Origin of the sequence: Pseudomonas sp. UBA3149 (genome assembly GCF_002364655.1) — a bacterium.
GTDB lineage: Bacteria > Pseudomonadota > Gammaproteobacteria > Pseudomonadales > Pseudomonadaceae > Chryseomonas > Chryseomonas luteola.
Map to the genome: position 1 here is coordinate 1 of NZ_DEYV01000006.1, position 15,654 is coordinate 15,654.

At 56.1% G+C, this 15,654-nt stretch carries 15 protein-coding genes and 3 tRNA genes; 9 read left to right on the forward strand and 9 right to left on the reverse strand.

Features of this window, described 5'->3' with window-relative positions:
* The 6 genes from B3729_RS03640 to hslO all read right to left on the reverse strand — a co-directional run.
* Positions 1–153, reverse strand: a 153-nt coding sequence (locus B3729_RS03640) for a GTP-binding protein (RefSeq protein WP_286787351.1), incomplete at its 3' end; no start/stop codon positions are given.
* An 81-nt stretch (positions 154–234) separates the two neighbouring features.
* Positions 235–310 (reverse strand) — tRNA-Thr (locus B3729_RS03645).
* Between the two features lie 14 nt (positions 311–324).
* Positions 325–398: transfer RNA gene (locus B3729_RS03650), tRNA-Gly, on the reverse strand.
* 22 nt (positions 399–420) lie between these two features.
* A tRNA-Tyr gene (locus B3729_RS03655) sits at positions 421–505 on the reverse strand.
* A gap of 224 nt (positions 506–729) precedes the next feature.
* Positions 730–2,271, reverse strand: coding sequence for a phosphoenolpyruvate carboxykinase (locus tag B3729_RS03660; protein ID WP_286787086.1), 1,542 nt, complete (start codon positions 2,269–2,271; stop codon positions 730–732).
* 118 nt (positions 2,272–2,389) lie between these two features.
* The gene (gene hslO, locus B3729_RS03665) at positions 2,390–3,283 is read right to left on the reverse strand and encodes an Hsp33 family molecular chaperone HslO (RefSeq protein ID WP_286787087.1); all 894 of its coding nucleotides are present in this window, start codon (positions 3,281–3,283) and stop codon (positions 2,390–2,392) included.
* A gap of 96 nt (positions 3,284–3,379) precedes the next feature.
* Between hslO and B3729_RS03670 the strand changes: the two genes are divergently transcribed.
* Positions 3,380–4,180 (forward strand): phosphatase PAP2 family protein, encoded by an 801-nt coding sequence (locus B3729_RS03670; protein WP_286787088.1) that lies wholly within the window; start codon positions 3,380–3,382, stop codon positions 4,178–4,180.
* Positions 4,181–4,188: 8 nt separating this feature from the next.
* Here B3729_RS03670 and B3729_RS03675 read toward each other — a convergent pair whose 3' ends face one another.
* Positions 4,189–4,605: an RNA-binding S4 domain-containing protein gene (locus tag B3729_RS03675; RefSeq protein WP_010796733.1), complete on the reverse strand. Its 417-nt coding sequence runs from the start codon at positions 4,603–4,605 to the stop codon at positions 4,189–4,191.
* 77 nt (positions 4,606–4,682) lie between these two features.
* On the opposite strand from B3729_RS03675, the gene B3729_RS03680 reads away from it, so the two are divergent.
* From B3729_RS03680 to B3729_RS03695, 4 genes are read left to right on the forward strand one after another with little or no spacing between them, the layout of a single operon-like run.
* Positions 4,683–5,462, forward strand: coding sequence for an EAL domain-containing protein (locus tag B3729_RS03680; protein ID WP_150348178.1), 780 nt, complete (start codon positions 4,683–4,685; stop codon positions 5,460–5,462).
* Between the two features lie 48 nt (positions 5,463–5,510).
* Positions 5,511–5,960, forward strand: a complete 450-nt coding sequence (locus B3729_RS03685; RefSeq protein ID WP_256205724.1) for an ATP-dependent zinc protease — start codon at positions 5,511–5,513, stop codon at positions 5,958–5,960.
* Positions 5,957–6,862 carry a 30S ribosomal protein S6--L-glutamate ligase gene (rimK, locus tag B3729_RS03690; RefSeq protein WP_010796730.1) on the forward strand — a complete coding sequence of 302 codons (906 nt, stop codon included), beginning with the start codon at positions 5,957–5,959 and terminating at the stop codon, positions 6,860–6,862. Before B3729_RS03685 ends, rimK begins: the two co-directional genes overlap by 4 nt.
* Before the next feature lie 3 nt (positions 6,863–6,865).
* Complete coding sequence (locus B3729_RS03695) at positions 6,866–7,780, forward strand: S66 peptidase family protein (RefSeq protein WP_286787089.1); 915 nt, start codon at positions 6,866–6,868, stop codon at positions 7,778–7,780.
* A gap of 7 nt (positions 7,781–7,787) precedes the next feature.
* On the opposite strand, the gene B3729_RS03700 is transcribed toward B3729_RS03695, so the two are convergent.
* Positions 7,788–9,101 (reverse strand): ATP-binding protein, encoded by a 1,314-nt coding sequence (locus tag B3729_RS03700; RefSeq protein WP_074821627.1) that lies wholly within the window; start codon positions 9,099–9,101, stop codon positions 7,788–7,790.
* Between the two features lie 201 nt (positions 9,102–9,302).
* Here B3729_RS03700 and B3729_RS03705 point away from each other — a divergent pair, with 201 nt between their 5' ends.
* Entirely contained in the window at positions 9,303–10,166 is an 864-nt protein-coding gene (locus B3729_RS03705) for an undecaprenyl-diphosphate phosphatase (protein ID WP_409438603.1), read from the forward strand.
* A gap of 23 nt (positions 10,167–10,189) precedes the next feature.
* Here the strand turns inward: B3729_RS03705 and ompR are convergent, their stop codons facing one another.
* Positions 10,190–10,921: a two-component system response regulator OmpR gene (ompR, locus tag B3729_RS03710; RefSeq protein WP_010796726.1), complete on the reverse strand. Its 732-nt coding sequence runs from the start codon at positions 10,919–10,921 to the stop codon at positions 10,190–10,192.
* 227 nt (positions 10,922–11,148) lie between these two features.
* Between ompR and B3729_RS03715 the strand changes: the two genes are divergently transcribed.
* The 3 genes from B3729_RS03715 to gshA all read left to right on the forward strand — a co-directional run bounded on the left by B3729_RS03715 (position 11,149) and on the right by gshA (position 15,628).
* Complete coding sequence (locus B3729_RS03715) at positions 11,149–13,476, forward strand: Tex family protein (RefSeq protein WP_286787091.1); 2,328 nt, start codon at positions 11,149–11,151, stop codon at positions 13,474–13,476.
* A gap of 2 nt (positions 13,477–13,478) precedes the next feature.
* Complete coding sequence (locus B3729_RS03720; RefSeq protein ID WP_010796724.1) at positions 13,479–13,862, forward strand: PaaI family thioesterase; 384 nt, start codon at positions 13,479–13,481, stop codon at positions 13,860–13,862.
* A 182-nt stretch (positions 13,863–14,044) separates the two neighbouring features.
* Positions 14,045–15,628 carry a glutamate--cysteine ligase gene (gene gshA, locus B3729_RS03725; RefSeq protein WP_286787092.1) on the forward strand — a complete coding sequence of 528 codons (1,584 nt, stop codon included), beginning with the start codon at positions 14,045–14,047 and terminating at the stop codon, positions 15,626–15,628.
* Positions 15,629–15,654: the final 26 nt, after the last annotated feature.

Here is a 15,654-nt window from a genome sequence, read left to right on the forward strand (position 1 = left end):
ATCGATCTGGTCGAAGTTACGAGCAGAACCACCCCAAGTTTCAGAGCAAACCTTGGTCAGTGCTGCAGTCAGCGTTGTCTTACCATGGTCGACGTGGCCGATGGTGCCGACGTTGACGTGCGGTTTGTTGCGTTCAAATTTTTCTTTAGCCATCGACACTCTCTCCCATCAAGAATTGAGCAAGTAACGCCGCCATAAAATAAAGGCAGATATTCTCATATCTGCCCTTAATAATGGAGCTCATGAGCGGATTTGAACCGCTGACCTCACCCTTACCAAGGGTGTGCTCTACCAACTGAGCTACATGAGCAAACTACAACAAACTGGAGCGGGTAGCGGGAATCGAACCCGCATCATCAGCTTGGAAGGCTGAGGTTCTACCACTAAACTATACCCGCAGAGCCTGTAGCTCTTGCAATTTGGTGGAGGGAGAAGGATTCGAACCTTCGAAGTCGTAGACGTCAGATTTACAGTCTGATCCCTTTGGCCGCTCGGGAATCCCTCCAAAGGAGGCAGCATTCTATTTGCCTGCTGCCGTCGTGTCAAGGATTTTCTTACTTTTCCTCAACTTACGTTGCCTTGACCGCCAACCAGTGGACTTACATGTTCAAGGCGGGCGCATTTTATGCATTTAATTTTTCACATGCAATCATTAAATGCGGTTTTCTTGAATTTTTTTCTTAAAAAACAAAGGGTCGCTTAAGCGACCCTTTGTTTTCAGCCTAACGATTATAACTGTGGACCAGCTGCCTTGATCGCTTCGGAGACACCACTGAACTTTTTGAAGTTCTCGATGAACTTACCTGCCAGCGCCTTGGCCGATTCATCATAGGCATTTTTATCTTCCCAAGTGTTACGCGGGTTGAGCAATGCAGTATCGACACCAGCTACGACCTTGGGAACATCAAGGTTGATAATGGGCAAATGCTCGGTCTCAACATCGACCAGCGCGCCACTTTGAATAGCGGCAATCACCGCTCGTGTCGTCGGAATATTGAAGCGCCTGCCTACACCGTAACCGCCCCCGGTCCACCCGGTGTTCACCAGGTAAACTTTGGAGCCGAACCCATTGATACGTTTGATGAGAAGCTCAGCGTACTCGGCCGCCGGACGCGGGAAGAAGGGCGCACCGAAACAGGTAGAGAAAGTGGATTTGATGCCAGCCCCCGATCCCATTTCAGTAGAACCCACCAGCGCAGTGTAACCCGAAAGGAAATGATAAGCCGCCTGCTCGTTATTAAGGATAGATACAGGAGGCAGCACACCCGTCAGATCGCAGGTGAGAAAGATTACTGCATTAGGCTCGCCACCGCGGTTCAGTTCCGCACGCTTTTCGATCAACTCACGAGGATATGCCGCCCGGCTGTTCTGGGTCAGACTATCGTCCGAGTAATCTGGCAGGCGAGACTGTGGATCAAGCACCACGTTTTCCAGCACAGCGCCGAACTGAATGGCTTTCCAGATGACGGGCTCATTCTTTTCGGACAGGTCGATACACTTAGCGTAGCAGCCGCCTTCTATATTAAAGACGGTGCCGACACCCCAGCCATGCTCATCGTCACCGATCAGGTAACGGCTTTCATCGGCAGATAGCGTCGTCTTACCTGTTCCCGACAGGCCAAAGAACAGCGTAACGTCGCCCTCTTCGCCCATGTTGGCCGCACAGTGCATAGGAAGTACATCATGCTCAGGCAGCAGGAAATTTTGCACCGAGAACATGGCCTTCTTCATTTCACCGGCATAACGCATGCCCGCGATTAATACCTTGCGAGCAGCAAAGTTAATGATGACGGTGCCATCGGAATTGGTTCCATCACGCTCCGGTTCGCAGACAAACCAAGGGGCGTTAAGGATTTCCCATTCCTGGCGGGACTGAGGGTTGTAACTTTCCGGGTTGATGAACAGGCAACGGCCAAACAGGTTGTGCCAGGCGGTTTCCGTAGTCATCTTGACTGCAAGGTAGTGCTCTGGATCGGAGCCTACATGCACATGCGAAACGAAGTGATCCCGCTCACCTACATAGGTTGAAACGCGATCCCATAGCGCATCGAACTTTTCCGCTGGAAAAGGACGGTTGATAGAACCCCAATCGATGGCATCACGGGTAGACGACTCTTCAACAATGAAGCGGTCGGCTGGCGAGCGGCCGGTGCGATGTCCAGTCTTGACTACAAGAGAGCCATTGGCGGCTAACTCACCCTCGCCGCGCCGAAGCGCCTCTTCTACCAGCTGCGCGGCGCTAATATCGGTATAAACGTTGGCTTGCGTCATGTAGTTCCCCGTCGGCCCTCGGCCGGTCCTTTTGCGTTTTGTAGCTTAACCCGAGTTTGGCTACATAAAAAACGAAGTCGCGCGATTATGCCAGAAAGCCTATTCCTGAATGCAATGCTTAGTGACGGGTTTCTTGCGGTGTTTGGCTTCCACCGCCTGCAAAAATCTGCGCGACATCGGCAGCGTCGAACAGGTATCGCTGATTGCAGAATTGGCAGTCGATTTCTATCTGACCACCCTGCTCCTGCAATAGCAGTTCGACATCTTCCTGGCCCACAGAGACAAGCGCATTGGCAGAACGTTCCCTAGAACAGCCACAATGGAATTCGACGATTTGAGGATCAAAGACTCTGACAGTTTCTTCATGATAGAGGCGATGAAGTACCGTTTCGTTGGGTAACCCCAACAGTTCTTCTGCAGTCAGCGTATTGCCAAGGGTTGTAAGGTGCTCCCAGCTGGCGTCGCGCGACTCTTTGTCCTTGTGTTTGTCCGCTGGCAGCTGTTGGAGCAGGAGCCCACGAGCGCGCCGTCCATCGGCATTGAGCCAGAAGCGAGTAGGCAGCTGCTCGGACGTGGCGAAGTAGCCTGAAAGGCATTCAGCGAGCGTCTGGCCTTCGAGAGGAACGATCCCTTGGTAACGCTGACCGTTGGTCGGATCGACCGTTATGGCAAGAATACCTTCGGGCATCAGATCTTTCAGCGTGGCATCAGGAGCGATGTCGTCGGCATTGTAGCGGGCGATACCGCGCACCTCTCGGGCGCTCGAGCACTCCACCATCAATAGAGGAATCGCACCGCTGGAGCGTGCCTGCAATACCAGCAGACCGTCGAACTTGAGCGTGCCGCACAGCAAGGCAGCGGCTGCAAGCATTTCACCCAACAGCTGCGCGACGGGTTCCGGATAGGGGTGTTTGGCAAGCACCTCTACATAGCTTCTTTCAAGCAATGCAAGTTCGCCGCGAACGTCGGTGTTTTCAAACAGGAAACGCTGTGTGTAATCGAATGGGGTCATGACAAAAGTACGCTTAAACAGGGAAAATGACAAAAGCGTGACAACACTCCCGTGCGGTCACGCTTTCTGTTTATTCATATGGATTCATTCCATTCTATGGACAATGCCACACTCTTCCAAGCCAAGTGGCAATGGCGAGCATTTCTAATCAGCCACCTCGTGGCGCTGCTGTTGATTATTCTCTGGCTTATCCCTTCCGTACGCACCACTCTTCTGGATCTGGATGCGCATCTCTTCCGCGCGCTGAACGCACCGCTGGAAAGCAATACGGTCTGGCTACACGTCTGGGCCGTTGCCAGCCTGAGGCCATTCGACATCGTTGTGGGCATCATTCTTCTCACACTTACGATACGTGGGAATTGGGTGTTCAAACCAGAGCAGGTCCGTAGCGCCTTCTTCGGCTTGCTTACGGTACTGCTAGCCTTGCTGCTGATCCGCAACCTGTTCACCAAGGCTATCGAAGCCGCCGGCCTGCAGCATGCCAGTCCATCCGACATGCTGACGTATGCCATTCACATGAGCGATTACTTCCAGTCCTGGGAAAAGGCCTGGGAGCTCAAAGATCGCTCCGGCACCAGCTTTCCGGGGGATCATGCTTCGGTTCTTCTGCTCTGGGGCCTCTTTCTAACGGCTTTTACGCGCAACCCATTACAACTTATCGTCACTTGGCTACTGGTAATGCTTTTCATGATGCCGCGCCTGGTCGCCGGTGCTCACTGGGCTTCGGATGACTATATGGGCGGTATTGCCGTTGCACTACTGGCAATGGCCTGGGGGTTTTATACGCCGCTGGCCAATGCCGGTAGCCGCATGTTCCTTCGTTTAACTGCGCCGCTGTTTCGTGTAGCAGCTCATATTCCTGTTATCCGGCAGATGAGCCTGGTCAAGCACTACTGACTGCTCATCTAGTCATTGGCCCGAGAATCAGCGTCGCCCCGGAATCGATGAATCTGACGGCGCTGCTTCTTGGTTGGCCTTCCATCCGTTGCCAACCCAAGCGCTCCTGCCTTGCGCATGGCCGTAGCCCGCTCGCGACGCTCAAGACTTTCCTCTGTCTCCCGATACAGTAACTGGGCCTCGGGTGCTCCGCGACGCTGTTGAGACAGGGAGAGGACTATGACGGTCTTCTCATCGAACCCCTGACGAATCGTCAGCTCATCACCGACCTTGGGCTCTTTGCTGGGCTTACACCGCTCACCCCGACATTGAACCTTGCCTCCTTCTATAGCAGCCTTGGCTAGTGCTCGTGTCTTGAAGAACCGTGCAGCCCACAGCCACTTATCCAGGCGGACTTTTTCATCTATATCTTGAATAGACGTCATTAACGAAAACGCTCCGAATACTTATCAATTTTTGCCATTAGACCAGGGCTGGTTACGGGCATTCTAACGGTACGATCATGAAGACCTTCTTTCCTGAAGAATTAACCAACCCTATGCGCTGCCAAGGCTGCCACCAGAGTGAACCCCTTGGGTTCGATTTCGCCTTTGCCTATCAGCCTATTGTTGACGTAACCACTCGCAGTATCTTTGCTCACGAGGCGCTGGTCCGTGGCCCGGAAGGCCAGGGTGCGCTTTCAGTGCTTGAGCGGGTGGATGCGCATAACCGCTATCGTTTCGATCAGTTATGCCGCACCAAGGCGATTTCAGGCGCAGCAAAGCTTGGAATGAAGGAAAAACTTTCCATCAACTTTCTTCCAAATGCCGTCTATCGACCGGAGCTGTGCATTCGCAGCACACTGGAGGCGGCCAAACGGCATGACTTTCCGTTGAGCAATCTTATTTTTGAAACAGTTGAAAGCGAGCATATTGGTGATAGCCAGCATCTAACGCATATCCTGAAAGAATATCGGCAGTTCGGCTTCATGACGGCGATTGACGACTTTGGTGCCGGACATTCAGGCTTGAACCTGCTAGCCGCTTTTCAACCGGATCTGATCAAGCTGGATATGGCCTTGATTCGCAATATCGATCATGATCGAGTCCGGCAGGCCATTGTTCGAGCCGTCGTCTCCATGTGTACGGAGTTGAACATCCAGATCATTGCCGAAGGTATTGAAACCGCTGCCGAGCGTGATTGCCTGCGTGACATTGGTATCACGTTGATGCAGGGTTACTGGTTTGCCAAGCCTGCGTTCAATGCGCTGGCCTCCATCGATAAGCAGATATGGGGACACTGATCCCGACTTCAAGGATTACGCTTGGACACACTCGACGAGCTGGCCATTATCGGCCTACGTGAATGGGTCGCCCTGCCGGACCTGGGCGTAATCGGCCTGAGGGCCAAGATCGACACAGGTGCGAGCACTTCAGCCCTGCATGCAACGGAAGTTGTTCCTTTTGAGCGTAACGGTGAACGCTGGGTGCGTTTTACGGTCCATCTGGGCACACTGGTGCAGTCCCGGCACCGGCATTGCGAAGCGCCGTTGGTAGCCAAAAAGACCATACGAAGCTCCAATGGCCATGCTCAGAACCGCTATGTGATTCGAACCAATCTCGCCCTGGGTAATCGATCCTGGCCAGTGGAATTTACCCTGGCCTGCCGCAAGAGCATGCGTTACCGCATGCTTCTAGGCTCGAAAGCCTTGGTCGAGGGTGGCCTGATCGTGAATCCGGCCGTCAGCTATGCGCAAGACAAACCCATCCTATCCCTCTCTCCCGCTCCGGGTGCTGCATGAAAATCGCTGTGCTGTCGCGTAATCCTCGCCTGTATTCCACTCGTCGCCTGGTGGAAGCCGGAGAGCAACGTGGTCATCAGATGGTCGTGATCGATACGTTGCGCGCGTATATGAATATCGCAAGCCACAAACCGCAGATTCACTATAGAGGCAAGCCGCTCGAAGACTTCGATGCCGTGATTCCGCGAATTGGGGCATCGGTAACGTTTTATGGCTGCGCAGTGCTGCGGCAGTTTGAAATGATGGGCGTCTTTCCGCTCAATGAGTCCGTCGCCATCAGCCGAGCCCGAGACAAGCTGCGCTCCCTGCAGTTGATGTCACGCAAGGGTGTTGGCCTGCCGGTGACAGGATTTGCGCACTCTCCAGATGATGTACCGGACCTTATCCGCATGGTTGGCGGTGCTCCGCTGGTCATCAAGCTGCTGGAGGGTACTCAGGGAATCGGCGTGGTGCTGTGTGAAACCGAAAAGGCTGCCGAGTCGGTACTGGAAGCCTTCATGGGGCTCAAGCAGAACATCATGGTGCAGGAGTATATCCGCGAGGCAGGCGGTGCGGATATTCGCTGCTTCGTGGTGGGTGACAAGGTGATTGCCGCCATGAAGCGCCAGGCCAAGCCCGGTGAGTTTCGCTCCAACCTGCATCGCGGCGGCACGGCAAGCTTGGTGAAAATTACGCCTGAAGAGCGTATGGCCGCCATTAGAGCCGCCAAGGTGCTGGGGCTGAATGTGGCCGGTGTCGATATTCTTCGCTCCAATCATGGTCCGCTGGTCATGGAGGTAAACTCTTCACCGGGCCTGGAAGGCATCGAGCAAACGACCAACCAGGACATTGCGGGCATGATCATCCAGTATCTAGAAAAGAACAGTGGCCCCAACCTGACACGCACCAAAGGCAAGGGCTAAGGAATGACAGGCCGCACGTCTCTTCTTGATGCCTCCAGTTTTGGGGGCAAGGTAGCGCTAATTGCACCAGCGGCAGCAATTGCCAACGATGCGCTGGAAACCACCTACGCTCGGTTGCGTGAGATGGAGGTTCCGTATGTTGCAGGTGAGCACGTACAGGCCCGTCATCGTTATCTTGCGGGTACAGTGGATCAGCGTCTGACCGATGTTTATGCGGCTTTTGAGAATTCAGAGGTTAGTGCTGTCTGGTGCTTGCGGGGCGGTTATGGGTGTGCTCAGCTTTTACCGCATCTGGATTGGGAGCGCATCAGGCGGGCTGGCCCTAAACCGCTGATTGGTTTCTCTGATATCTCGATCATGCTCAGTGCCTTTCATCGGCAAAGTCTGCCTGCAGTACATGGTCAAGTGGCTACGTCATTGGCCAAACGATATGACGGTGAAGAACAGCTGCGTCATGAGAACTCGTTTCGTAGCCTCGATCGGCTGCTGAGAACGGCCGGAGGGCATCTGCCAGCCCAACCGGTCAATCACTCACTCAAGTCCATACAAGGACCGCTGATTGGCGGTAACCTGACGGCACTGGCCAGTACCGAGGGCACCGGCTATGGACTGTATGCGCCTGACGGCGCCATTCTGATCCTGGAGGATGTAGGTGAGCCGTACTATCGTATCGAGCGTAGTCTGTGGCAGCTATTGAACAGTATCGATATCGCCAGGCTTGGCGCCGTATGCCTGGGCACCTTTACAGATTGCCCGCGCAAGGGTGTGGTACACAGCCTTGAAGAGATTATCGCTGAATGGCTAGAGCCCCATGGTGTTCCGTTGTTCTCGGGTCTGCCTAGTGGACACGGCCCGGATAACCAGGCCTGGCCATATGGTCAGGAAGCCCGCCTCGATCATGACGGACTCCACTGGTAGCGTCAGATCAGCTGGCGGTACGAGGCAGCAGCAGACCTAGTGGCAGCAGGACGCGTGCCTCGACTCCGCCACCTTCACGATTACGCAGCTCTACGCTGCCACCATGCTGAGCGGCAATACGCCTGACGATGGCCAGCCCCAGCCCGGTACCAGAGCCGGTACGCGCCCGGTTGCCGCGAATGAAGGGATTGAAAATTTCCTCTATCTCACTGGGATCAATGCCCGGCCCTTGGTCCAGAACGCTCAGCACAACATAGGGCGCTGTCGAGTCTCCACCTACGTGAGCCCTGACCTCCACGGCGCCGCCTCCATGCTTGAACGCATTTTCCAAGAGGTTGGTCAGCATCCGTTTGATCGACACACGCCGCAAGGCCACGGGCGGCACATCGGTCTGGGAGAGACGGACCCGCTCCTCATTCTGGTTGTAAGGCGCCACGGTTTCCTGAATCAGGTCATTCAGGTTCGTTTCTTCTAGAGGCTCGTCGCGTCCATCACGTATAAATGCTAGGAACTGATCGAGAATCAGGTTCATATCCTCGATATCGCGGACCATGTCCTCCGTCATTTCGTCCATTTCAGGCAGCAATTCGACTGAGAGGCGTAGACGGGTAAGCGGCGTGCGCAGGTCGTGGGACACGCCGGCCAACATCAGCTCACGCTCGCGTCCAGCCTGCTCGACATCGTGAGCCATCTGATTGAAGGCATGATAGACCTCCATGATCTCGCTTGGCGCATCACTTTCCGGCAGGCGTACGCTATGCCCTTTACCCAGCTCGCGGGCGGCATAGACGAGCCGTTTGAGTGGTCGGTTCAGCTGGCCGACAAACACCCAGGCCACGGCGGTAGAAAACAGGCCAATCCCGAAGAACCAACCCAGCACACTCCAGATTCGCTGGCCTCGCAGGGGGTGAGCGTACAGCGGTATCTTGATCCAATCAGGCCCCAGCGATGGCGCCAGCACCCAAAGTGCAGGCCCCTGCTGTACACGAACCCTGACTTGAGTATCCGGCCCCAGCTCCTGCTGCATCTGGCGGTCGAAAATTTCACTGTAAGGCCAATGATACTCACCCGCTGGCACCGTTTCCGGCGATTCATAGTGCAGCCCGGATGCCTGGGCGACAGCGGGACGGTCATCCGGATCAGCGGCCCAGTAGGCCCGCAACGTCAGTGCAGCGCCATGACTGTATTGGCGATCAACCAATACATCTTCGTTGAGCAGCAGGTAAACCAGCGTCAGCGCCTTGGAAAACAGTACGGCAATCAGAACCAGCCAGAGCGAGCGTGCGAAGAAGCTTTGAGGGAACCAGGCAGGCGTTTTCATAGTAACCACACGTCATTGACGCTCCGAGCATATTGCCACCCTATAAAGACCTGCTTCATAGAAAAGGCATCGATTTTGTTGAGTGACTGAACAAAACGGCTTTTTAAATGCCTCACAGCCTCGTTTCGCTAAGAAACATTTTGATACATTTGCCCGACTCTTTTCAAAGACCTCCCACACTGGAGATATTTCGTGTCCGATATGTGCCATACCGGCTTGGACATTGGCTTTGCTTCCCTTAGTTACGCCCAGGTTGTTTTCCTAGGTGTTGTGCAGGGTATCACCGAGCTCCTGCCAATTTCCTCTACTGCTCACATGCGTGTCGTTCCAGCCTTGCTAGGCTGGCAAGATCCTGGTTCCGCCTTTTCCGCTGCAATGCAGATGGCAGCTCTGGCAGCCGTCATCAGTTATTTCTGGCGTGACGTCAGCTCCGTTACCACTGGCAGCGTCAATGCAATTCGTCATAAGGACTACAACAGTCGCGCCTTTGTCCTCGCCATGGCAATCATTCTGGCGACAATCCCTATTTGTGTGGTCGGGCTTGCGCTTTCCCCTGTGCTCAATGCCTGCGACTCGCCTTTACGGGGCTTGAATGTCATTGGCTATGCCTGTCTGGGCATGGCGGCGTTGCTGGCCATTGCCGAGCTGACCTGCAAGCACAAGCGCGACATGAGTGAAATGCGCCTGCGTGACGCCCTGATTGTTGGAGTTGCACAGATTGGCGCGTTGATTCCAGGAGTATCCCGCTCCGGCTCGACATTGACTGCCGCCATGTTCCTCAACTTAAAGCGTGAAGAAGCAGCCCGCTTTTCTTTCCTGCTGGGCCTGCCCGCGATTGCCCTGGCTGGCTTGAAAGAACTGGTCGTGCTCTGGCATGCGTCCATCCCGGCAGAAGCCTGGTCGCTTCTGCTGGTAGGCATCCTGGTGGCAAGCCTTTCGGCGTTTGCAGCCATCTGGGGTCTGATGCGCTTTCTGGAACGCTTTTCGACCTGGATCTTCATTGTCTATCGAGCGCTGCTGGGCATCTTCCTGTTGGTAGGTGTTCACAACGGCTTGTTCGCCTGAAGGCGTCCTTGCGTGCCGGACTGTTACTTGTTGCCGTCCGGCACGAATACGTAGCCAACACCCCAGACCGTCTGGATATAGCGAGGCTTGGAGGGATCAGGCTCGATCATGCGGCGCAGACGGGAAATCTGTACATCAATCGACCGCTCTAGTGCATCCCACTCACGGCCACGTGCCAGGTTCATCAACTTGTCGCGGGTCAGCGGCTCGCGCGCATGCTGGACCAGCGCCTTGAGCACGGCAAATTCACCAGTGGTCAGCATATGCACTTCATCACCGCGTTTGAGTTCGCGGGTCGCCAGCGAAAGCTCATAATCACCAAAGGTTACGACGGCATCTTCGCTGCCCGGTGCGCCTGGCACTTGAGGGGCCTGACGACGAAGAACCGCCTTGATACGAGCCAGAAGTTCGCGAGGGTTGAAAGGCTTGGCCAGATAGTCATCGGCGCCCTGCTCAAGCCCCTGGATGCGACTGCCCTCATCGCCCTTAGCCGTCAGCATGATGATCGGGATCTGGTTGTTCTGCTCACGCAGACGGGCGCAGGCCGACATACCGTCTTCGCCCGGCATCATCAGATCCAGCACGACCAGATGGAAAAGCTCACGGGACATCAGGCGGTCCATCTGCTCGGTGCTTTCCACGGTACGCACACGGTAGCCCTGCTCGGCCAGAAAACGCTCGAGCAGGCGACGCAGACGAGCATCGTCATCTACGACCAGAATCTTTTCACCTTCCGTAACGGGGGTGGTGCTCATGTCAACTCCTTCAAATAGGGAAGTGGATTATGGCGCAGGCCTCGTCCGCAGAGGGACAGTCCATTGTTAGCAGATTTTTCCTGAGAATGGGGGATTAGCCTGCATAAGAAGTTGAAAGCACACACTTATCCTTGGCAAATTGCCGCAGCGCGTTGATACCCGACGGGTATAATGCAGCGCTTCAAGCCTGCCGGTCAGGCCCGCTTCTCTGGTTTTCAGGTGGTTTCATGGACAGTATCAACTCCCGCATCGCCGAAGAGCTCGGCGTCCGCCCACAACAGGTCGCCGCAGCCGTGGCGCTGCTTGATGAGGGATCGACGGTTCCTTTCATCGCCCGTTATAGAAAAGAAGTCACCGGCAGCCTTGACGATACGCACCTGCGTCATCTGGAAGAGCGTCTGCGCTACCTGCGCGAGCTGGAGGAGCGTCGCACGGCGATCCTGGCCAGCATCGACGAGCAAGGTAAACTCACGCCGGAGCTAGCCCGCGAGATCAAGCAGGCCGATACCAAGACCCGTCTTGAAGACCTTTATCTGCCCTATAAGCAGAAGCGTCGTACCAAGGGCCAGATTGCCCTGGAAGCCGGCCTTGGCCCACTGGCTGATGCCTTGCTCAATGACCCAACGCTTTCTCCCGAGACCGAAGCCGCCGTCTATGTAGATGCGGACAAAGGCGTCGCCGACGTGAAGGTGGCCCTGGAGGGTGCCAAATATATTCTGATGGAGCGTTTTGCCGAAGATGCCGACCTTCTGGAAAAGCTGCGCGCATTCCTGAAGCAGGAGGCGACACTTTCAGCTCGTCTGGTGACCGGGAAGGAGCAGGAAGGCGCCAAGTTCAGTGACTATTTCGAACATGACGAGCTTTTCAGGAATGTACCGTCCCACCGAGCCCTTGCGATCTTCCGCGGCCGTAACGAAGGCATCCTGAGTGCCTCGCTCAAGGTAGGCGATGAAGCACCTGGGACCATGCACCCTTGCGAGGTAATGATTGCCGAGCATTTCGAGGTGAAGAATCAGAATCACGCAGCAGACAAATGGCTGGCGGAAGTCGTACGCTGGACCTGGAAGGTCAAGCTGTACACCTCGCTGGAAACCGATCTGCTGGGCGAGCTGCGTGAAAAGGCTGAAGATGATGCCATCAGCGTATTCGCACGCAACCTGCATGATCTGTTGCTGGCAGCACCTGCTGGCCCACGTGCCACGCTGGGTCTGGACCCAGGACTGCGGACGGGCGTGAAAGTCGCCGTGGTCGACTCAACCGGCAAGCTGCTGGCCACCGATACCGTGTATCCGCACGCCCCGAAAAATCAGTGGGACCAGACCATCGATACGCTGGCGAAGCTGTGTGCCAAGCATGGCGTCGACCTGATTGCCATTGGCAACGGCACGGCTAGCCGCGAGACCGATAAACTGGCGGGAGAACTGATCAAGAAATACCCGGGCCTCAAGATGACCAAGATCATGGTCAGCGAAGCCGGCGCCTCGGTTTACTCGGCGTCCGAGCTCGCCGCCAAGGAATTTCCGGATTTGGATGTTTCTTTGCGTGGCGCTGTATCTATCGCTCGCCGCTTGCAGGATCCGCTGGCTGAGCTGGTCAAGATCGAGCCCAAGTCCATTGGCGTGGGCCAGTACCAGCATGACGTCTCACAACTCAAGCTGGCTCGTAGCCTGGATGCCGTGGTAGAGGACTGCGTAAACGCCGTAGGGGTGGACGTAAACACGGCCTCTGTAGCGCTGCTGGCCCGTATCTCCGGCCTGAACGCAACGCTGGCGCAGAATATTGTGGCTTATCGCGACCTGAATGGTGCTTTCAAGTCCCGCCACGAGCTGAAGAAAGTGAGCCGCCTGGGAGACAAGACCTTCGAGCAGGCTGCAGGCTTCCTGCGGGTCATGAGCGGCAACAATCCACTGGATGCCTCTGGCGTTCACCCGGAAGCCTACCCTGTCGTCGAGCGCATCGCTGCCGATACCGGCCGTGATATTCGCTCCCTGATCGGAGACTCCAGCTTCCTGAAGCGCCTGGACCCGAAGAAATTTACCGATGAAACCTTTGGCCTGCCAACCGTGACGGATATCCTGAGCGAGCTGGACAAGCCGGGGCGAGACCCGCGCCCCGAGTTCAAGACAGCAGAATTCCAGGAAGGCGTTGAATCCCTCAAGGATCTCAAGCCCGGTATGATTCTCGAAGGTGTTGTGACCAACGTGACCAACTTTGGTGCGTTCGTCGATATCGGTGTACACCAGGACGGCTTGGTACACATCAGCGCCTTGTCCGAGAAGTTTGTCAAAGATCCCTACGAAGTGGTCAAGGCAGGCGATATCGTGAAGGTCAAGGTCATGGAAGTGGACATTCCCCGTAACCGGGTGGGTCTGTCCATGCGCATGAGCGATACGCCCGGTGAAAAGGTCGAAGGCCAACGTGGCGGGCAACCCCGCAGCGGCAAGCCTGGCAACAACCCATCGCGTGACCGTAATGCACCCCGTAACGAAAGCAAGCCTGCTGCCAGCGGTGCCATGGCAGCGCTGTTTGCCAACGCCAAACAATTGAGGAAGTAACCATGAGCCAGTCCGTGGCAGGTAATGACAGTGCGTTCAGCCAGCTGCTGGGGATGCGTATCCTCAAAGCCGAGCAGGGAGAATCCGAAGTCCGGATGAGCATGCAGGACAAGCTGCTCAACTTGCACGGCAAGATGCATGGTGGCGCGTTGTTCTCGCTGATCGATACAGCGCTTGGACAGGCCAGTCACAGCCTGTTCGAGGGCAAGCCAGGCAGCGTGACCCTGGAGTGCAAGGTCAACTACATTCGGGGCGTCAGCGACGGTGAAATCGTCTGCCGCGCCAAGGTGATCCATCCCGGGCGCAAAACGCACGTCATCGAAGCGGAAGTGCATCAGAACGATAAGTTGGTGGCCAAGGCCCAGGCGACGTTCGCCTGCCTGTAATGCGTTCGCCCGGCGTGTTCTGCGCCGGGCTTTTACCCTGCCACAACGGCGATCGTACCCGCGGTGCACTTCGTCCACTTTCGGATGCAACCGCGGTAGGCCTATTGAAGTCTATTCGACAGACTTGTACACCGGCTCACTCATCCCCATAGTGGGGCCACTGTCGAGTGAAGGAAAACATCTTGAGCGATATCTTGACCCGCCGCCTGGCCCTGCTCGGCGATTCTGCCCATCTGTCGCTGTTGACTAAGTGTCAGCACGGCATCGAACGTGAAACCCTGCGTGTGGACGAGCACGGCCAATTGGCTCAGACACCTCATCCGGCAGCCCTGGGCTCGGCTCTGACTCACCCTCAGATCACGACGGACTACTCCGAAGCCCTGCTTGAATTCATTACTCCCACGGCGCATGACCCTGCCAAGGTGCTTGAGCAGCTCGACATCATTCACCGCTTCGCTACGCGACAGCTTGACGGTGAGCTCCTGTGGAGCCCGTCGATGCCGTGTCCGCTGCCGGAGGAAGAGCAGATTCCGATTGCCCATTATGGCGATTCCCATATAGGCAAGCTCAAGCATGTCTACCGCCGCGGGCTGGCCGTGCGCTACGGTCGGACCATGCAGTGCATCGCTGGTATCCATTACAACTTTTCGCTGCCGGAAACGCTCTGGCCCTTATTACGCCAGGCCGAAGGCGATACCCGTAGCGATCGTGACTACCAATCCTCCCGCTATATTGCGCTGATCCGTAACTTCCGCCGTTACAGCTGGATGCTGATGTATCTGTTCGGTGCCTCTCCTGCGCTGGATGTCGGATTCATGCGTGGCCGCCCGCATCAGCTGGAGACCTTTGATGCCGACACGCTGTACCTGCCGTACGCGACCAGTCTGCGCATGAGCGACCTGGGCTATCAGAGCGAGGCGCAAGCCAGCCTGACGCCGTGTTACAACGACCTGCAGAGCTACACGGAGAGCCTGCGTAAGGCAGTGGCGACGCCCTACCCGCCTTACGCTGAAATCGGCACTCACCGCGATGGTGAGTGGGTGCAACTCAACACCAATATCCTGCAGATTGAAAACGAGTATTACTCGAACATCCGGCCCAAGCGGGTTACCCGTACGGGCGAGCGTCCCGTCCAGGCACTGATTGCTCGGGGCGTGCAGTACATCGAAGTCCGGTGCCTGGATATCAACCCGTTCCTGCCACTGGGCATCGACGTGGTGGAGTCACGTTTCCTGGATGCGTTCCTGCTGTTCTGCGCCCTTGAGGAAAGTCCGCCGCTGAACGGCGAGTGTGGCGAATGTACGCAGAACTTTACCAAGGTTGTAAAGGAAGGCCGCAAGCCAGGCTTGTTCCTACAACGCCAGGGCGCTCCGATTTCGATGTTGGACTGGGCCGAGCGGCTGCTGGGCTGCATTGATCGCTGTGCCAAACTGCTGGATACCGCCTACGGTGGCAACGCCTACCATGCATCAGTCGAAGAGCAGCGCCACAAGTTTATCAACCCGGCCCTGACGCCTTCGGCTCGAGTCCTGGCTGAAATGCGCGAGCATGGCGAAAGCTTTGCCGAATTCTCTCTGCGACAGAGCAAGGTCCATGCTGACTATTTCCGCCAGGCTGAGCTAAGCCCCGAACAGCAGGCCCTTTTCGAGCAGATGGCAGAAAAGTCATTGAAGGATCAAGAAGAACTGGAGACTGCCGACCAAGGCGACTTCGATACCTTTGCGGCAGCCTACCAAGCCAGCATCCTCGGCACGCTGAGCGTGTAGCGTTCGGGCTCTGGCCGGGCTGTCCG

Coding starts and splice junctions, on each gene's coding strand:
- B3729_RS03660 (WP_286787086.1), bottom strand. CDS start 2,271: ATGACGCAAGCCAACGTTTATACCGATATTAGCGCCGCGCAGCTGGTA.
- hslO (WP_286787087.1), bottom strand. CDS start 3,283: ATGACCCCATTCGATTACACACAGCGTTTCCTGTTTGAAAACACCGAC.
- B3729_RS03670 (WP_286787088.1), top strand. CDS start 3,380: ATGGACAATGCCACACTCTTCCAAGCCAAGTGGCAATGGCGAGCATTT.
- B3729_RS03675 (WP_010796733.1), bottom strand. CDS start 4,605: ATGACGTCTATTCAAGATATAGATGAAAAAGTCCGCCTGGATAAGTGG.
- B3729_RS03680 (WP_150348178.1), top strand. CDS start 4,683: ATGAAGACCTTCTTTCCTGAAGAATTAACCAACCCTATGCGCTGCCAA.
- rimK (WP_010796730.1), top strand. CDS start 5,957: ATGAAAATCGCTGTGCTGTCGCGTAATCCTCGCCTGTATTCCACTCGT.
- B3729_RS03695 (WP_286787089.1), top strand. CDS start 6,866: ATGACAGGCCGCACGTCTCTTCTTGATGCCTCCAGTTTTGGGGGCAAG.
- B3729_RS03700 (WP_074821627.1), bottom strand. CDS start 9,101: ATGAAAACGCCTGCCTGGTTCCCTCAAAGCTTCTTCGCACGCTCGCTC.
- B3729_RS03705 (WP_409438603.1), top strand. CDS start 9,303: ATGTGCCATACCGGCTTGGACATTGGCTTTGCTTCCCTTAGTTACGCC.
- ompR (WP_010796726.1), bottom strand. CDS start 10,921: ATGAGCACCACCCCCGTTACGGAAGGTGAAAAGATTCTGGTCGTAGAT.
- B3729_RS03715 (WP_286787091.1), top strand. CDS start 11,149: ATGGACAGTATCAACTCCCGCATCGCCGAAGAGCTCGGCGTCCGCCCA.
- B3729_RS03720 (WP_010796724.1), top strand. CDS start 13,479: ATGAGCCAGTCCGTGGCAGGTAATGACAGTGCGTTCAGCCAGCTGCTG.